The sequence below is a fragment of the Reinekea marinisedimentorum genome, from assembly GCF_004341165.1.
GTDB classification, from domain to species: domain Bacteria; phylum Pseudomonadota; class Gammaproteobacteria; order Pseudomonadales; family Natronospirillaceae; genus Reinekea; species Reinekea marinisedimentorum.
This window is the reverse complement of record NZ_SLZR01000004.1, coordinates 106,509-121,858: the sequence shown is the minus strand read 5'-3', so window position 1 is coordinate 121,858 and position 15,350 is coordinate 106,509. Positions and strand designations below refer to the sequence as shown.

Sequence of the window (15,350 nt, the reverse complement as noted above, 5' to 3'; positions counted from 1 at the left end):
AACAGCGTGTACGACACCGATCAGGAACAGATTGAAGCCTTACAGAAGTGGTGGTCTAAAAACGGAAACTGGGTAGTCGGCGGTTTCATTATCTTTATTGCGGCCTATGTTGGCGTTCAGCTCTATCAGAACTCTACTGAGAATCACCGCCTGGAAGCTTCAGCTATTTATGAAGAGCTGAGCGAGAGCCTGGCCAGTGGCGCACAGGCCGACGAGAAGCACCAGCAGCTGATTGATGAGCTTAAAGATGACTACGCCGATCTGGGTTACGGAATTATGGCCGCGTTGCTGGAAGCAAAAATTTCTGTTGAAGAGGGCGATCTGGACAGCGCATTGACTGAGCTGGATTGGGCGCTTGATAACGCCGATAAGACTCTGACTCCCGTTATTTTGTACCGAAAAGCTCAGGTGCTGTATGCATTGGATGAGCTGGATGATGCCTTAACTGCCCTGAACGCCATTGAAGGCGAAGGTCATCAAGCGGTTAGCTATGAGTTAAAAGGCGATATCCTACTGGAACAGGGTAAAGTCGAAGATGCCCGGGCTGCCTATCAGACTGCCAGTGATTTGGCCGAAAGCCAAAGCATCAACAACCCTTATCTGAAAATTAAGTTGGATGATCTAGCCGTTGCCGAATAAAAACACCTTTGGCCGCCTGTTTCTGATAGCAGCCGCTTCTGCGGCTCTGCTAGGTTGCTCTAATGGCGGTTTGCGAGAAGAGCCTATTGAGCTCATAGATCCATTGCCTTCTGTCGTTGATTTGAAGGTGGACTGGTGGCGTATTCTGGATAATGACACCGACCTCAATGCCTTTGCTCACTTAAATCCGACGGTTTATGGCGATTCCATATATGTGCCACTGGCCAGCGGCGATGTATACAAGCTGAGCGAGAACGGCAAAGTGCTGCACAAACAGCACCTGAGCAGTGGTATTACCGCACCGGTTGTGTTCGCGGATGAAGAAATGCTGGTGCTGAACAATAACGGCGAAGCGCATCTTTACAACCTGAGTTACAACGAAATCTGGTCCAGCCGTTTGGGGGCTATTTCTGTAGAGCAGCCGCTGGTAACGGAGTACCGCATATTCGTTCAGACCATTGATGGTCGGGTGAATGCGCTGGAAAGGGTAACCGGGCGGCTTTTATGGGCCTATCAGGATTCTGAACCCGATCTAACCATTACCGGCACCAGTCGGCCTGTTCTGATTGAAACCGATCAGGGCGAAGCCGTGGTGACTGGCTTGTCCAATGGCAAGGTGGTGGCATTGAGTGTCGCGGATGGTTCGGTGCTCTGGGAATACCGCATCGCCAGAGCCAGCGGCACGACCGACATCAGCCGCCTGGTTGATGTCGATGCAGCCGTTACCGTGCTGGATGACCGCCTGATTGTCAGTGGTTATCAGGGCGATATGGTGGTTATTGATGCCGGTACCGGGCGGGTATTACAGGCGCTGCCGTTTTCTTCATTCCGGTCGATCCAATCGGATGGAGAGCGTTGGTACGGCGTGAATGCCCAATCGCACCTGAAGGCCTTTGACCCGGCGACGATGAATGAGCTGTGGAGCCTGCAAAGCTTCCAGTACCGTCAGCTGAGTGAAATCCTTCTTAAGGATGGCTACCTGTTTGTTGCAGATATCAAGGGCTATGTGCACGTTATTGATGCTGAAACCGGCGAATGGTTAACTTCCCGTCAGATTGACTGGAAAGGCTCTAACAGCGATCCGATTGAGTTTCAGGACGGTGTTTTGTTCCAGGGGCGTAGCAGCCGTATTAAATATCTGGTTGTAGAGCCTAACTAATACAAACACTGAAGCGGTTCTTTTAGCTGAAACCACCAGCCTGGTGCGTTTACTGCGAAAGAGCCGTTTTTTATGGCCGCTGAAAAGTGGCTGAACAAGAATTTAGACTGAGTCGGGTGACGATTCAGGCTACAATAGACGCAAAACTTAAGACGAACATTAAAATGATCCCCGTAATAGCACTTGTTGGCCGACCGAACGTTGGCAAATCAACTCTTTTCAACCGCTTCACCCGTTCTCGGGACGCATTAGTTGCGGATTGGTCCGGGCTAACCCGTGACCGTAAATACGGGGAAGGCAAGCTTGGCGAGCACCCCTTTATTGTCATTGATACCGGCGGTGTCAGTGGTTTCGAGGAAGGTCTCGATGCTCAAATGGCTAAGCAGAGTTTCGCGGCCATTGAAGAGGCCGATCTGGTTCTGTTCCTAGTTGATGCTCAAACCGGCCTGACCGGTGCCGATCAGTTTTTGGCAGACCATTTGCGTAAGGTCGATAAGCCGGTGTACCTGGTGGTGAATAAAACCGATGGTCGCGATCCGGATGTCGCCATGGCAGATTTCTTTGAAGTGGGTTTGGGGCAGCCTATTCCTATTGCCGCTTCACAAAACAGGGGCGTGTCTTCGCTGCTGGAAGATGTATTGGCTAACTTCCCGGTACCGGAAGACCGCACCGACCCAATGGATGACGACACCATTCGTATGGCGATTATCGGTCGGCCGAATGTGGGTAAATCTACGCTGGTAAACCGCATGCTCGGTGAAGAGCGCGTCGTGGTATACGATCACCCGGGTACCACCATGGACAGCATCTACATCCCGTTTGAGCGTCATGGTAAGAACTATACCCTGATTGATACGGCCGGTGTGCGTCGCCGAAAGAATATCTCTGAGGCTGTTGAGAAGTTTTCTATCGTTAAGACGTTGCAGGCTATTCAGGATGCCAACGTCGTTGTGCTGGTGATTGATGCGCAGGTTGGCCTGGTCGATCAGGATATGCACATGCTTGGCTTCGCGCTGGAGTCCGGTCGCGCGCTGGTGCTGGCGGTAAATAAGTGGGATGGCCTGCCGGAAGACCAGAAAGACACCGTTAAAACAGCTATTGACCGCCGTTTACCCTTTATGGATTGGGCAGATCTCCACTTCATTTCGGCCAAGCACGGAACCAATGTTGGCCACCTTTACGAGTCGGTCGATACTGCCTACGAAAGTGCCCGTGGCCACTGGAGTACCAATCAGCTGACCAACCTGATGCAGGGCGTTGTAGAGATGCATCAGCCGCCGATGGTGGGTGGTCGCCGTATTAAGCTGCGTTATGCGCACCAGGGCGGAACTAACCCGCCGATTGTTGTTATTCACGGTAACCAGTTGAATAAGTTGCCGGGCAGCTATAAGCGTTATTTGGAGAATGCCTTCCGCAAGGCGTTGAAGGTACGCGGTACGCCGATCCGCTTCGAATTTAAAGTGGGTGAAAACCCTTATGATGATGCGGCCAAAGGTCGTCGTTCTACCAAGCCGAAGGGTAGGCGCGGGGCTCGTAAGTAGCTGCTGGCTGTAGGTCGGGCTTCAGCCCGACAGTTAACCTGGGTTTAGTAACATCCCATGTTGGCCTAAAGACCAACCTACAACCGGGGCTTATTTGTAGGTCGGGCTTCAGCCCGACAGTTAACCTGGGTTTAGTAACATCCCATGTTGGCCTAAAGGCCAACCTACAACTGGGGCTTATTTGTAGGTCGGGCTTCAGCCCGACAGAAACTCAGTTGGCCTAAAGACCAACCTACAGCAAGCCACACTAGTGTAGGTCGGGCTTCAGCCCGACAATCCTTGTTGGCCTGAAGGCCAACCTACAAAGACCAGAAGGTCGCTCGTGCGACCTTTTTTTATGCCTCGATTACAGCTTACGGGTCAGCGTACTTTTATCGGTATGCTCAAACTGCTTGTAGTTGTAGATGTCTACGATCGTCGTTTGATCGTAGCTGAGCGTATCGCCCTTAACGGTGAGAGACATCGTAAAGCCTGTAGTTTTGGCTTTTTCAGTCAAAAAGGGTGCTTGCTGAATTGTCCATTCTGAACCGCCAGCCTCGGCAGCAACCGTCAGGGTGAATTCCCGGTCTTCGGTTTCAGTGAAGCTGCCGCCCGCTACCACTGCAATGCCGCGACCAATACAGAAGGTGTGGATGATCTGGTTATTAACTGCATCCCACATCCAATAACCACTCTGATCATGAATTTGTTTGTTGTCGCGGATTCGGTGAACAATCTGCCGATACTGCAATACCGCCAGGCGCTGCTCTTCTGCATTGGTCACCTCCCGGATGGGCTCGAAACGGATGGTTTCGCGGTAGGCGTTTTCTTCGATGCCGTCCGGCTCCGGTGATCGGTCATCACCTTTGCTGCCGGTCCATTCGCCGATTAAAAGCTGTAGTGGTCCGAAGTCGACGAAGTTGTTGATGGTCATTAAAGTCTCCACAATTTTATTGTCATGTTTCGTTCAAAATAAATGCGTCTATTGCAAAAACAGATCCTGAATGCCGAATCTGAGCAAAAATTAAGTGAAAGGATCAGTCCTGAGGTTTGGAAGGGGCGACTGAAATTACTTCAGAAACAAACGATCCGTTCGACAGTCGCGTGCTGATCTTATCGCCCAGACTCAGGTTGTCTGTGGTTTTTACAATATTGCCCTGGTCATTGCGGCTGATGCTGTAGCCGCGATCCAGAGTCGCCAGGGGGGATAAGATGTTGAGTTTAGAGATGGCTATATCGAAGCCATTCTTTTTCTGTTTCAGGTTGTTCTGTGTGCTTCTTGCCATGCGGTCGGTCAGCGTTTGTACCAGCTGCTGGCGTTTGGCTATCTCTTTGTCTGGCGAGGAAAGCCACAGACGGTTCTGCAATGCCTCGCTCTTTTGCCTGAAAAGCGACAATGGTTGTTGCATTGAGTAGTTTAACCGGGATTGCAGAGCACTGAGTTGCTTAGCCCAGTCGCTGACAATTTGTGCCGGGCTTTTCAGGCGCTGACTGGCGTGCTGCAGTTGCACTTTTTGGTGCTGAATTTTTGCCTTGATCAGGCTGGCAAGCTTTTGGTTGATCGCGTCGAGCTGCTGCATCCGCTCGAATTGATCCGGACTGATCAGCTCTGCGGCCTGGGAGGGGGTTGCTGCACGGATATCGGCAACAAAATCTGCAATCGATACATCAACCTCATGGCCAACAGCAGAAACCACCGGTAAATCAGAATTAAAAATTGCCCGAGCGACCGGCTCTGTATTGAAGCACCATAAGTCTTCCAGTGAGCCACCACCCCGGCCGACGATCAGCAGGTCGACCTCTTTTCTGCGGTTGGCGGTTGCGATGGCACTGACAATGGTCTGGGCGGCTTCATTGCCCTGTACCTGGCTGGGGTAAAGTGTTACCTCTATTGCCGGGTAGCGACGCTTTAACACGGTGAGAATATCGTGAACTGCCGCGCCAGTGCTGGAGGTAACCAGGCCAACGCGCTGTATCGAAGCCGGTAGATGCTTCTTGTGTTCGGTATTAAACAGGCCTTCGGCGGCAAGGCGTTCCTTCAACTGAAAGAAAGCGGCCTGTAGCTCACCTTCACCGACAGGCGCTACGCTTGCGGCTATCATCTGGTAGTCACCACGGCCCTCATAGAGGCTAATCCGGCCCTGCACAATGACTTCGTCACCCTGTTTTGGGATGTACCTGCTGCGAGCCAGCTGGCCTTTAAACATGGCGCAGCGAATTTGGGCATTGCTGTCTTTCAGGGTGAAGTAGATATGCCCGGAAGCGGGGCGGCTTAAGGTGGAAATTTCACCGCGAACCGGTATGGCTGGGTACTGGCTTTCCAGTAGTTGCTTAACCTGGCGATTCAGTTGTGAAACACTGAGAGGGGCAGAAGGTTGGCTCCACATGACCGAAATACTCGTCGCTTTGATTTGTTAGAAGTGGGAGGTTTTGTCCGACCCGCAAAGAGGCAGTTTATAAAAGCGGGCGATAATGCCATAAAACTTTGCAATTAATCAAATATGGTTATAATGCCGCGCCAATTAAAGGTTGGTATCCCACTTATGGGTGCTACATCTATTTCCTTTCCACTTTAAGCAAAGGGATAAGTCATGCTACGCATCGCTCAAACTGCCTACACATTCGACGACGTTCTATTAGTACCAGGGCACTCAGAAGTCCTGCCAAAAGATGTTTCACTGAAAACTAAAGTCAGCCGAAACATTACCCTGAATATTCCATTGGTCTCTGCGGCTATGGATACCGTGACAGAATCCCGTTTGGCTATTGCGATGGCGCAGGAAGGCGGTATCGGTATTATCCATAAAAATATGACTATTGAGCAGCAGGCTCATCAGGTTCGACTGGTTAAAAAATATGAAGCCGGTGTGGTTCGCGACCCGATCACCATCGCTTCTGACGCAACCATTCGTGAGCTGATAAACCTGACCAGCCTGCACAATATTTCTGGCGTGCCAGTGCTCGAGAACGGTGACCTGGTCGGTATTGTGACCAGCCGTGATGTCCGCTTTGAAAAGAACCTGGATGCCAAGGTTTCTGCCATTATGACCACGAAAGAAAAGCTGGTCACCGTTAAGGAAGGCGATAGTGCCGATGTCGTGCGTGATCTGCTGCACGAACACCGTATTGAAAAAGTGCTGGTAGTCGATGACAACTTCAAGCTAACCGGCATGATGACTGTTAAAGATATCAATAAAGCAAAAACCTACCCGAATGCCTGTAAAGATGTAAACGGCAGCCTGCGGGTAGGTGCAGCGGTGGGTACCGGCGCGGATACTCCAGACCGCGTCGAAGCGCTGGTGAATGCCGGTGTTGATGTTATCGTTGTAGATACCGCTCACGGTCACAGTAAAGGCGTTATCGACCGTGTTCGCTGGGTTAAAGAAACCTTCCCGCAGGTTGATGTGATCGGCGGTAATATTGCTACAGCAGCTGCGGCCAAAGACCTGGCAGAAGCCGGTGCCGATGGTGTGAAAGTCGGTATTGGTCCGGGCTCCATTTGTACGACCCGTATTGTAGCTGGTGTTGGTGTGCCGCAAATCAGTGCTGTTGCCAATGTAGCTGAAGCACTGGAACCCTATGGTATTCCACTGATTGCAGACGGCGGTATCCGTTTCTCGGGCGATATTGCCAAAGCTATTGTTGCCGGTGCTTATGCGGTAATGGCAGGTGGTATGTTTGCCGGTACTGATGAATCTCCGGGTGAGGTTGAACTGTTCCAGGGCCGCTCTTATAAGAGTTACCGTGGCATGGGCTCTATGGGTGCGATGTCTCAAAAGCAGGGCTCCAGTGACCGTTACTTCCAGGCAGTTGAGAGCGGCGTTGAAAAGCTGGTACCGGAAGGTATTGAAGGCCGTATCGCCGTTAAAGGCCCAATGGGCGCCGTTGTTCACCAGCAGATTGGTGGCCTGCGGGCCGCAATGGGTTACACCGGTTGCAAGAGCATCGAAGAGATGCGCACGATACCTGAGTTTGTGCAGATTACCGGCGCGGGCATGAAAGAATCTCATGTTCACGACGTGCAGATTACTAAAGAAGCTCCAAACTACCGCATGGGCTAAACTTCATGCAGTAAACGGCGGGCAGCTATAGTGCCCGCCACGCAGATTTTTAAAATTGCGGGGTGAACCCGCTTTTTATTAACCGTTCCAAGGCCGACCAAATGACCCATGTAAATATCCATTCCGACAAAGTCCTGATTCTGGATTTTGGCTCGCAGTATACGCAGTTAATTGCCCGTCGAATTCGAGAGCTGGGTGTCTATTGCGAAATCTACGCTTACGACATGCCAGAAGACGACATCAAGGCATTCAAAGCCAAAGGTATCATTCTTTCAGGTGGCCCGGAGTCTGTTGGTAGAGAAGACAGCCCGGCAGCTCCTGAAATCGTGTTTAACCTTGGGGTTCCGGTTCTGGGTATCTGTTACGGCATGCAGACCATGGCGCACCAGTTTGGTGGGGTTGTTTCAACTTCGAACGAGCAGGAATTCGGTTATGCTGAAGTTAAGGTTGAAGGTGAGGGCAGCCTGCTGAAGGGCCTGTCCGATCGCGATTCAAGCGATGGTAGCTACCTGGATGTTTGGATGAGCCATGGTGATAAGGTTACCAAGCTGCCGGAAGGCTTTGAGCTGATGGCTTCAACGCCAAGTTGTCCGATTGCCGCTATGGCTAACGAAGATAAGCATTTCTACGGTGTTCAGTTCCACCCGGAAGTGACCCATACCCTGAAAGGTCTGGATTTGCTGGAGCGCTTTGTTCGCACCCTGTCAAACTGCGATGCTTTATGGACGCCAGCCAATATTATTGAAGATCAGATTGCTGCCGTGCGTGATCAGGTGGGTAACCGCCGAGTGCTGTTGGGGCTTTCCGGTGGTGTTGATTCATCCGTAGTGGCTGCGCTGTTGCACAAGGCCATTGGTGATCAGCTGACCTGTGTATTCGTTGATAATGGCTTATTGCGTAAAAACGAAGGCGATCAGGTGATGAAAACCTTCGCTGAGAACATGGGTGTTAAGGTGATTCGTGCTGACGCCCAGGATCGTTTCCTGAACGCATTAAAAGGTGAGGCCGACCCGGAAGCCAAGCGCAAGATTATTGGCCATGAATTCATCAATGTATTTGATGAAGAAGCGCACAAAATTACCGATGTCGACTTCCTTGCCCAGGGTACGATCTACCCGGACGTTATTGAATCTGCCGCTTCAAAAACCGGTAAAGCGCATGTGATTAAATCGCACCACAATGTTGGCGGCCTGCCGGACGACATGAAGATGGAGCTGGTCGAACCACTGCGTGAACTGTTTAAAGATGAAGTTCGCCGTATCGGTCTGGAACTGGGCCTACCCTATAATATGGTGTATCGCCATCCGTTCCCGGGCCCGGGCCTGGGTGTGCGTATTCTCGGCGAAGTGAAGAAGGAATATGCCGATATACTGCGTGAAGCCGATGCCATCTTTATGGAAGAGCTGCACGCGGCAGACTGGTATCATAAAACCTCACAGGCTTTTGCAGTATTCCTGCCGGTGAAATCGGTTGGTGTGGTGGGTGATGGCCGCCGCTATGAGTGGGTTATTGCCCTGCGTGCTGTGGAAACCATCGACTTCATGACGGCCCGTTGGGCGCATTTACCCTATGAGTTGTTGGGTAAGGTCAGTAACCGGATCATCAATGAGATCAACGGCGTATCGCGGGTTGTCTACGATGTTTCGGGTAAGCCGCCGGCGACGATCGAGTGGGAATAAATCGGAAAATAGAAACCCGACGTTAAGTCGGTTTTTTTTCGGGAGTTAGAAAAACACATGTGTTCACGTCAGTCTGACCAAGCCTTCATGCGTCGCGCTCTGGCGCTTGCCGATACCGCAGCCCAGCACGGCGAAGTGCCGGTGGGTGCGGTGGTCGTTTATGAAGGTGAAGTTATTGGTGAAGGCTACAACCAGCCGATTACCTCGCTCGACCCGAGCGCCCACGCCGAGATGGTTGCCATCCGCGAAGCGGCGAAGAACATCGGGAATTACCGCCTGGTAGACTGTACGCTGTATGTAACGGTAGAGCCCTGTACCATGTGCACCGGCCTGCTGGTACACAGCCGAATAGGGCGGCTGGTCTTTGGCGCTGCTGAAACCAAGGCCGGTGCAATATGTTCCGCTATGGATGTACAGAAGCTAGAACACCTGAACCATAAATTTGTTATTGAATCGGGTGTATTAGCGGATGAATGTTCGGCTAAAATGACCGCCTTTTTTCAGCAGCGACGCGAAAGAAAAAAACAACTGCGTCAAGCCGCTAAACCTCATAAGGAAGATTAAACATTGCCTTTGTCTAACCTGACGCTCAATCAAAAGATTTGGCGGTTATCCCCCATCTATCTGTTTTATTTTGCGCTTTTTGGAACCTTCATTCCTTATGTTGCGCGCTTTCTGACTGTAAACGGGCTGAGTGCAGCGCAGGCGGGGATTATTGTTGCGATTGTGAACGGTGTGAACGTGTTTGCGCCTTTCCTAATCAGCTTCCTGGCTGATAAAAGCGGACGCAGAATGGTCTACATTCGGGTCGGCTATCTGGCGATTGGCGTATTTTACTTCCTGTCGATGTTTGGTTCCGGCTTCTGGTTTTATTTAACCGTATTTGGCTTGTTTGGTATTTTCTTATCGGCTGTGTTGCCGCAGATGGAGTCTGTCGCAATTTCTGTTCTGGGCGACCAACGCAGCCGCTATGGTCAGGTTCGCCTGTGGGGCTCTATCGGCTTCGTCACAACCGTATGGTTGCTGGGTTATTTGATCGATATGTTCTCGGTTATTGTTATCCCATTGCTGGGCTCTATTGTCTCGCTGTTCATGTTTATTTCTACCTTCCTGATACCGGAACGAAAGCGAAAGCCGGTTGCCGCTGAGGGCGATGAACAAATCAGTGTGCCTGTTGCAGAAGAAACGCCCGTGAACTGGGGCCAGGTGGTGGCACTACTGGTGGTTATATTGCTCTGGCAATTCAGCATGGCGCCTTACAATACGTTTTTCGATCTCTACATGCGCGAGCATGGTGCCTCTGCTGCCATGAGCGGCTTCTTGATCAGCTTCGGTTCAATCTGTGAGATTGCCACCTTTATTTATATCGCCCGGTTGTTCTCAAAGTATTCAGAGCGCTCGCTGTTAATCTTTACGCTACTGGTGACCATTGGCCGCTGGTTCATGCTGGCGAGCTTCCCGAATAGCTTCGTTGTTGTCTTGGCTACGCAGGTGTGTCACGCCATCACCTTTGGCGTTATGCATTCCGTGGTGGTCCACCGCATTGGCACGCTGTTTCCGGCGTCTCGCGCCAGCTTCGGGCAGGGTTTATATGTTGCTATTGGTGCAGGTATCGGTTTGTTTGCCGGCAACCTGATGGCGGGGGCGTTGTGGGATGGAACAGGCAAGGTTTATTTTGTCGCAACATTCTGGGCGTTCCTGGCACTGTTGGTGACCTGGTTCTTTGTTAAAGACGATAACCTGCACGAAGAGAAAAAAGCCTGACCCAAAAGGTCAGGCCTATTCGGCACCTTTAAACTAGCGGGTGTTTCATCTTGGGAAGCGCCAGAATCTCTTTGTAGAGTTTTTCGTATTCCTTGGCGGATTTTTCCCAGGTGAAGCGCTTTGCCATTCCGTTGTTCTGTAGCTTCATCCACAGTTCTTTATCGTGCTTGTACACGTCCAGTAAACGCAGAGTTTCCTGCAGCAGCGTCTCCTCATCCAAATGCTGGAACATAAAGCCGGTGGCTTCATCGGCATTGGCACGAGAGTACTCCAGTTTACAGACGGTATCGCGCAGGCCGCCCACTTCCCGGACCAGTGGCACAGTGCCATAGCGCAGGCTGTATATCTGATTCAGGCCACAAGGCTCGAAGATAGAAGGCATCAGGAAGGCATCGATACTCGCCTCGATACGGTGAGAAAGCCCAATGTTGTAGCCGTTGATAAAGCGGAATCTATCCGGGTAGCGGTTTTGAATCTCATCCAGCTCAGCCGCCATTTTTGCATCGCCGGAGCCCAACACGACCACCTGGCAATCGTGATGTGCCATCAGGTTCCAGAACACCGGGATTAGCAAATGAATGCCTTTCTGATCCACCAAGCGGCAGATAACACCGAGGAACGGTATTTGGTCGCCTTGATTGAGCCCCAGCTCTTGCTGCAGATCCTGTTTGCAGATGGCTTTGCCACCGTCATCAGGCGTCTTAAATTGTGATTTCAGCCAGATGTCCGTTTCCGGGTTCCATTGATCATAGTCGCAGCCATTCAGAATACCGCGGAAAGGCTGGGTCAAGCTTTTGAATTTGTAATCCAGGCCATGGCCGCCAAGGTCGGTGGTCAGCTCTTCAGCGTACCCCGGGCTAACCGTTGTTACTGCATCGGCAAAGCCAATAGAGCCTTTCAGTACGTTAAGGTGGGCATTGTCTTCAAAATCTTCCGGGTTGAAGAAGCGTGGATCAATGCCCAGCTGGTGCATCCAGTGTGGGTCGGCATGCATCTGGTAAGCGCCATTGTGAATGGCGATAGCAGATCGGGTGTCCTTGAAGAAAGGGTCCGCCTTGTAGTGTTCGGCCAGGTAAAAGCTCGCCATGGCCGATTGCCAATCGTTTGCCTGCACAATATCTGGCTGCCAGTCTTCAAGCTTACACCACTCCAATGCCGCCTTGGTCATGACTGAAAAACGGAAGCAGTTATCGTAATAGGCATTGTTACCGTCATCGTACAGGCCTTCTCGACTGAAGCTGGCGCGGTGATGCATGGCCACCACAGGAATACCTTTGAACTCGCCGCTGAACGCCTGAACAGTTTCCGTGACGAAGTGGCTGATCGGAGTGTTGAATTCTTTGGCTGGCCAGTCCTGCCAGCTTTCAATGGTTTTGCGATAGGCCGGCATGACGATCTGTACCTCATGCCCCATAGCTATAAGTGCTTTGGGCAGTGCATAGGCAACATCTGCCAGACCACCGGTTTTTACCAGGCCATCAACTTCTGAAGTTATAAACAGTATTTTCATTTTTACCCTTCGTTAAAGCCGACTCGAGCATCTTGGGGAATGACTACGATGCCGTTCGGGGATACGTGGAAGTGTTCGCGATCATGTTCCGGGTCTTCGCCAATAACGGTACCCGGAGCGATCGTAACGTTTTTATCAATAATTGCGTTGCGTATACGGCAATTGCGACCGACATCGACATTGCCAAACAGTACGCTGTCTTTTACCTGAGCGTGACTGTGAATATGGGAGTTGTAACCAAGTATGGAGTGCTGCACGAGGCTACCGGAAACAATGGAGCCGGCAGAGACAATAGAACTGATCGCCAGGCCCATACGGTCGGCTTTGTCGTGCACAAATTTCGCCGGCGGTACAGCAGGGTGGTAGCTGCGCATGGGCCAATGGCGGTTGTACAGGTCTATGGGGGGCACCACTTCAAGTAAATCCATATTGGCATTGTACAGTGAATCTATGGTGCCTACGTCCTTCCAGTAGCTGCTGGTGCCCTCAGGTTCGCCACGGATTTTGTTTCTTGAGAAGTCGTAGACATAAACATTGCCGCCCTTGTAGAGCTTGGGAATGATGCTGTGGCCGAAATCATGCTTCGATTCGTTATCGGCGGCATCTTCTTTTACCACCTCTACCAGAGTTTGGGCGTCGAAGGTGTAGTTGCCCATTGAGGCCAGAGCGTAGCCCGGCATTTTAGGGATTTCCTGCACCGGCCCTTTGGGCTTTTCAACAAAGCCAGTCATGCGGTTGTTGGCATCCACTTCAATGATGCCGAACTGATGTGCCTGCTCAACCGGTACGGGAATTGCCGCTACGGTCAGCTTTGCGTTGGCATAACTGCGGTGAAAGTTGACCATTTGCCGCACATCCATCTTGTAGATGTGATCGCCGCCAAATACACAGACTACTTCTGGGTCCATACGCTCAACCAGTAGAATGTTTTGGTAAATGGCATCGGCAGTCCCCTGATACCAGTGTTTACCCATTTGCATCTGTGCCGGAATGGTATCGATGAAGCGGTTGGTCAGACCGGAGATCTGCCAGCGACGGCTCATATGCTTGTTCAGAGAATGGGATTTGAACTGAGTAAGTACAAAGATCTGCAGCAGGTCGGAGTTTACAAAGTTGTTCAGAACGAAGTCGATAATCCGGTAGTTGCCGCCAAACGGCACGGCAGGTTTAGCCCGAACAGATGTTAAAGGAGCAAGGCGGGTGCCTTCTCCTCCTGCAAGAATCATCGATAGAATTCCGGACATTGCAGATCCTTAATTTGCCATTGCAGAGGAAGTAAATGAATCACTTCTTTAACTATAGGCATTCTTATTGTTTTTATTGGCTTTTCCGTTAGCCAGATCTGTTATATCTGACTCAACTGATGCCGGTCTGCTCAGTGGGCACCGTGTTGTATAAACCGAAGAAGACATCGGAGTTCCAAGGGTTTTCGCGCCCAAGCTCAATGTAAACGAGAACAGCCACGATCAGAACCACGATGATGATGAAAATTAGAAAGCGCTTGTTCATTGGTAACGGAGCCTCATCTGATCAGTAATAGAATAGCGATAGGCCTATCATATGGAAAGGCAGAGGAAGGGTCTATTTTTAGCGGAATCGAATCAATCATACGTTGGCAATTAGTCCTATTTCACGAGTATAAAAAGTAGGTTAGCCTTTGTTATCATATTTTTCTAATACACGATTTACAGTAAAGGAGGGCGTCATGCGCATCGGTTTAAGGGTTGCTCTTGTTGGTTGTTTCTTTTCCGGTTTAGCCGGTTTCGCCTCTGCAGATGGCTTGTACCGGGTTGAAGCCCCCGTTCTGGAGGGTAAAACATTATTCGATCAACAGTTAAACGGTACATCGAAGGTCACCGTCAAGCCGCATGCCAGTTCCGAAGCCAGTGGCGATACCGATGTGCTCAGCCAGTGTTTGTGGTCTGTCGATGTGCAGCTGGAGAGCGGCAACGTGACGCTGGTCCCCGGTAAGATGATCTGCGTGGGCCCGCAGCAAGAGGTGCTTGAAGCTATTCCTGTGGGTACAGTTGTAAGTTTTGGTCAATGTTCAAACAGTGCCTGCAGTCAGTACCAGGTTGCCGGTAATACCACCGTATCTATGACCCTGAGTGAGCCAATTGAGTTCTCTGTTCAGGCAAGGAATGAGCGAAATTAACGGGTTTTGCTGAAAACGAGCAAAGTGTAAGTCATTCAGCTGGTGGTTATTCGTAGTCCTGTTTTTTCTTCCAGCTGTCCTGTTCTTCCACAAACGATTCAAACCCTCCGGCCAGTTTTTCAGACGCAGCCTTACTGACCACATCCCGGTTTTCACGCCATTCATCGACCAGCTTATTGAGTTCATTGCGGAGCTTAACCGTCTGCTGCTTGAACCGAGATGAGTAAATTGAACCTTCAATGGCATCCAGGGCTTTCTGGTAGGCGTTTCTGGCCTGCCGGTACTTCTGTTCGGCATGAAATTCACCGCCAATCAGCGTGAAGTAGTCAACAGCGGTCTCAATCAGCTTTAACTCGACCTGATTAATAATTTTTTCCGCGTGGTCTTTATTCAGACGGCCGGTTTCGTAGTTTCTTCGGATGAACTGATAAAGTGACTTAAGCAGGCCCCGGTATAGGCTTGCCTGATCTGCGGTGAGCTTCAGGGTTTCTGCTGCAGGAGGGTTGTCACGCACACGAAGCCGTTCGGCGCTCACCTGCTCCAAATCGGATATGAGGTGTTCTTTACTGCTTCTGGCAAGGGTAATTTGCGACTTAAGGTTTTGCTGCAAAGCCTGATAGATAAAGTCGCGCAATTCAACCGAGAGGTAGCTGGCCGGTAATGAGCGTAACAGGTTGTTCAGGCGGCGTTGCTGCAGCTGCAGTTGATTGATCTGCTCGTTTCTGGCTTTTCTGGCGCGGTGGTTACTCTGGGAAATCAGCATCCCCAGAATAATGAACGCCAGAATTGCCAGGCCAATCACCGTTAAGAGCGTGTTAGTAGAACCCATCTGTCAGTTAAATCCGCCGTATGATTGGTTTATT

At 50.9% G+C, this 15,350-nt stretch carries 14 protein-coding genes; 8 read left to right on the top strand and 6 right to left on the bottom strand.

The genetic code is table 11. The features are described 5' to 3' along the window. Positions 1-6: 6 nt before the first annotated feature. The 3 genes from BCF53_RS06655 to der all read left to right on the top strand — a co-directional run bounded on the left by BCF53_RS06655 (position 7) and on the right by der (position 3,339). Entirely contained in the window at positions 7-639 is a 633-nt protein-coding gene (locus BCF53_RS06655) for a YfgM family protein (RefSeq protein WP_165901830.1), read from the top strand. After that, the gene (locus BCF53_RS06650) at positions 629-1,798 is read left to right on the top strand and encodes an outer membrane protein assembly factor BamB (protein ID WP_132700765.1); all 1,170 of its coding nucleotides are present in this window, start codon (positions 629-631) and stop codon (positions 1,796-1,798) included. The genes BCF53_RS06655 and BCF53_RS06650 overlap by 11 nt, the downstream gene beginning before the upstream one ends. 164 nt (positions 1,799-1,962) lie before the next feature. Further along, complete coding sequence (gene der / locus BCF53_RS06645) at positions 1,963-3,339, top strand: ribosome biogenesis GTPase Der (RefSeq protein WP_132700763.1); 1,377 nt, start codon at positions 1,963-1,965, stop codon at positions 3,337-3,339. Positions 3,340-3,685: 346 nt separating this feature from the next. On the opposite strand, the gene BCF53_RS06640 is transcribed toward der, so the two are convergent. Continuing rightward, positions 3,686-4,252, bottom strand: a complete 567-nt coding sequence (locus tag BCF53_RS06640; protein WP_132700762.1) for a heme-binding beta-barrel domain-containing protein — start codon at positions 4,250-4,252, stop codon at positions 3,686-3,688. A 103-nt stretch (positions 4,253-4,355) separates the two neighbouring features. Next, complete coding sequence (gene xseA / locus BCF53_RS06635) at positions 4,356-5,705, bottom strand: exodeoxyribonuclease VII large subunit (protein WP_132700760.1); 1,350 nt, start codon at positions 5,703-5,705, stop codon at positions 4,356-4,358. 204 nt (positions 5,706-5,909) lie between these two features. On the opposite strand from xseA, the gene guaB reads away from it, so the two are divergent. From guaB to BCF53_RS06615, 4 genes are all read left to right on the top strand, one after another. Further along, entirely contained in the window at positions 5,910-7,379 is a 1,470-nt protein-coding gene (guaB, locus tag BCF53_RS06630; RefSeq protein ID WP_132700758.1) for an IMP dehydrogenase, read from the top strand. A 101-nt stretch (positions 7,380-7,480) separates the two neighbouring features. Further along, a complete protein-coding gene (gene guaA, locus BCF53_RS06625; RefSeq protein WP_132700757.1) occupies positions 7,481-9,058 on the top strand; it encodes a glutamine-hydrolyzing GMP synthase in 1,578 nt (525 codons plus the stop codon). Between the two features lie 57 nt (positions 9,059-9,115). After that, positions 9,116-9,622, top strand: coding sequence for a tRNA adenosine(34) deaminase TadA (gene tadA / locus BCF53_RS06620; protein WP_132700756.1), 507 nt, complete (start codon positions 9,116-9,118; stop codon positions 9,620-9,622). Positions 9,623-9,625: 3 nt separating this feature from the next. After that, positions 9,626-10,822 (top strand): MFS transporter, encoded by a 1,197-nt coding sequence (locus tag BCF53_RS06615; RefSeq protein ID WP_132700754.1) that lies wholly within the window; start codon positions 9,626-9,628, stop codon positions 10,820-10,822. Between the two features lie 28 nt (positions 10,823-10,850). On the opposite strand, the gene BCF53_RS06610 is transcribed toward BCF53_RS06615, so the two are convergent. The 3 genes from BCF53_RS06610 to BCF53_RS19190 form a co-directional block, all read right to left on the bottom strand. Then, entirely contained in the window at positions 10,851-12,332 is a 1,482-nt protein-coding gene (locus BCF53_RS06610) for a glycogen synthase (protein WP_132700753.1), read from the bottom strand. A 2-nt stretch (positions 12,333-12,334) separates the two neighbouring features. After that, positions 12,335-13,576, bottom strand: a complete 1,242-nt coding sequence (gene glgC, locus BCF53_RS06605; protein ID WP_132700752.1) for a glucose-1-phosphate adenylyltransferase — start codon at positions 13,574-13,576, stop codon at positions 12,335-12,337. Between the two features lie 112 nt (positions 13,577-13,688). After that, positions 13,689-13,841, bottom strand: a complete 153-nt coding sequence (locus tag BCF53_RS19190; RefSeq protein ID WP_165901829.1) for a hypothetical protein — start codon at positions 13,839-13,841, stop codon at positions 13,689-13,691. Between the two features lie 196 nt (positions 13,842-14,037). Here BCF53_RS19190 and BCF53_RS06600 point away from each other — a divergent pair, with 196 nt between their 5' ends. Continuing rightward, positions 14,038-14,487, top strand: coding sequence for a hypothetical protein (locus BCF53_RS06600; RefSeq protein ID WP_132700751.1), 450 nt, complete (start codon positions 14,038-14,040; stop codon positions 14,485-14,487). Positions 14,488-14,533: 46 nt separating this feature from the next. On the opposite strand, the gene BCF53_RS06595 is transcribed toward BCF53_RS06600, so the two are convergent. Beyond that, the gene (locus tag BCF53_RS06595; RefSeq protein ID WP_132700750.1) at positions 14,534-15,316 is read right to left on the bottom strand and encodes a hypothetical protein; all 783 of its coding nucleotides are present in this window, start codon (positions 15,314-15,316) and stop codon (positions 14,534-14,536) included. Positions 15,317-15,350: the final 34 nt, after the last annotated feature.

Coding starts and splice junctions, on each gene's coding strand:
- guaA (WP_132700757.1), top strand. CDS start 7,481: ATGACCCATGTAAATATCCATTCCGACAAAGTCCTGATTCTGGATTTT.
- der (WP_132700763.1), top strand. CDS start 1,963: ATGATCCCCGTAATAGCACTTGTTGGCCGACCGAACGTTGGCAAATCA.
- glgC (WP_132700752.1), bottom strand. CDS start 13,576: ATGTCCGGAATTCTATCGATGATTCTTGCAGGAGGAGAAGGCACCCGC.
- BCF53_RS19190 (WP_165901829.1), bottom strand. CDS start 13,841: ATGAACAAGCGCTTTCTAATTTTCATCATCATCGTGGTTCTGATCGTG.
- xseA (WP_132700760.1), bottom strand. CDS start 5,705: ATGTGGAGCCAACCTTCTGCCCCTCTCAGTGTTTCACAACTGAATCGC.
- tadA (WP_132700756.1), top strand. CDS start 9,116: ATGTGTTCACGTCAGTCTGACCAAGCCTTCATGCGTCGCGCTCTGGCG.
- BCF53_RS06610 (WP_132700753.1), bottom strand. CDS start 12,332: ATGAAAATACTGTTTATAACTTCAGAAGTTGATGGCCTGGTAAAAACC.
- BCF53_RS06595 (WP_132700750.1), bottom strand. CDS start 15,316: ATGGGTTCTACTAACACGCTCTTAACGGTGATTGGCCTGGCAATTCTG.
- BCF53_RS06640 (WP_132700762.1), bottom strand. CDS start 4,252: ATGACCATCAACAACTTCGTCGACTTCGGACCACTACAGCTTTTAATC.
- guaB (WP_132700758.1), top strand. CDS start 5,910: ATGCTACGCATCGCTCAAACTGCCTACACATTCGACGACGTTCTATTA.
- BCF53_RS06600 (WP_132700751.1), top strand. CDS start 14,038: ATGCGCATCGGTTTAAGGGTTGCTCTTGTTGGTTGTTTCTTTTCCGGT.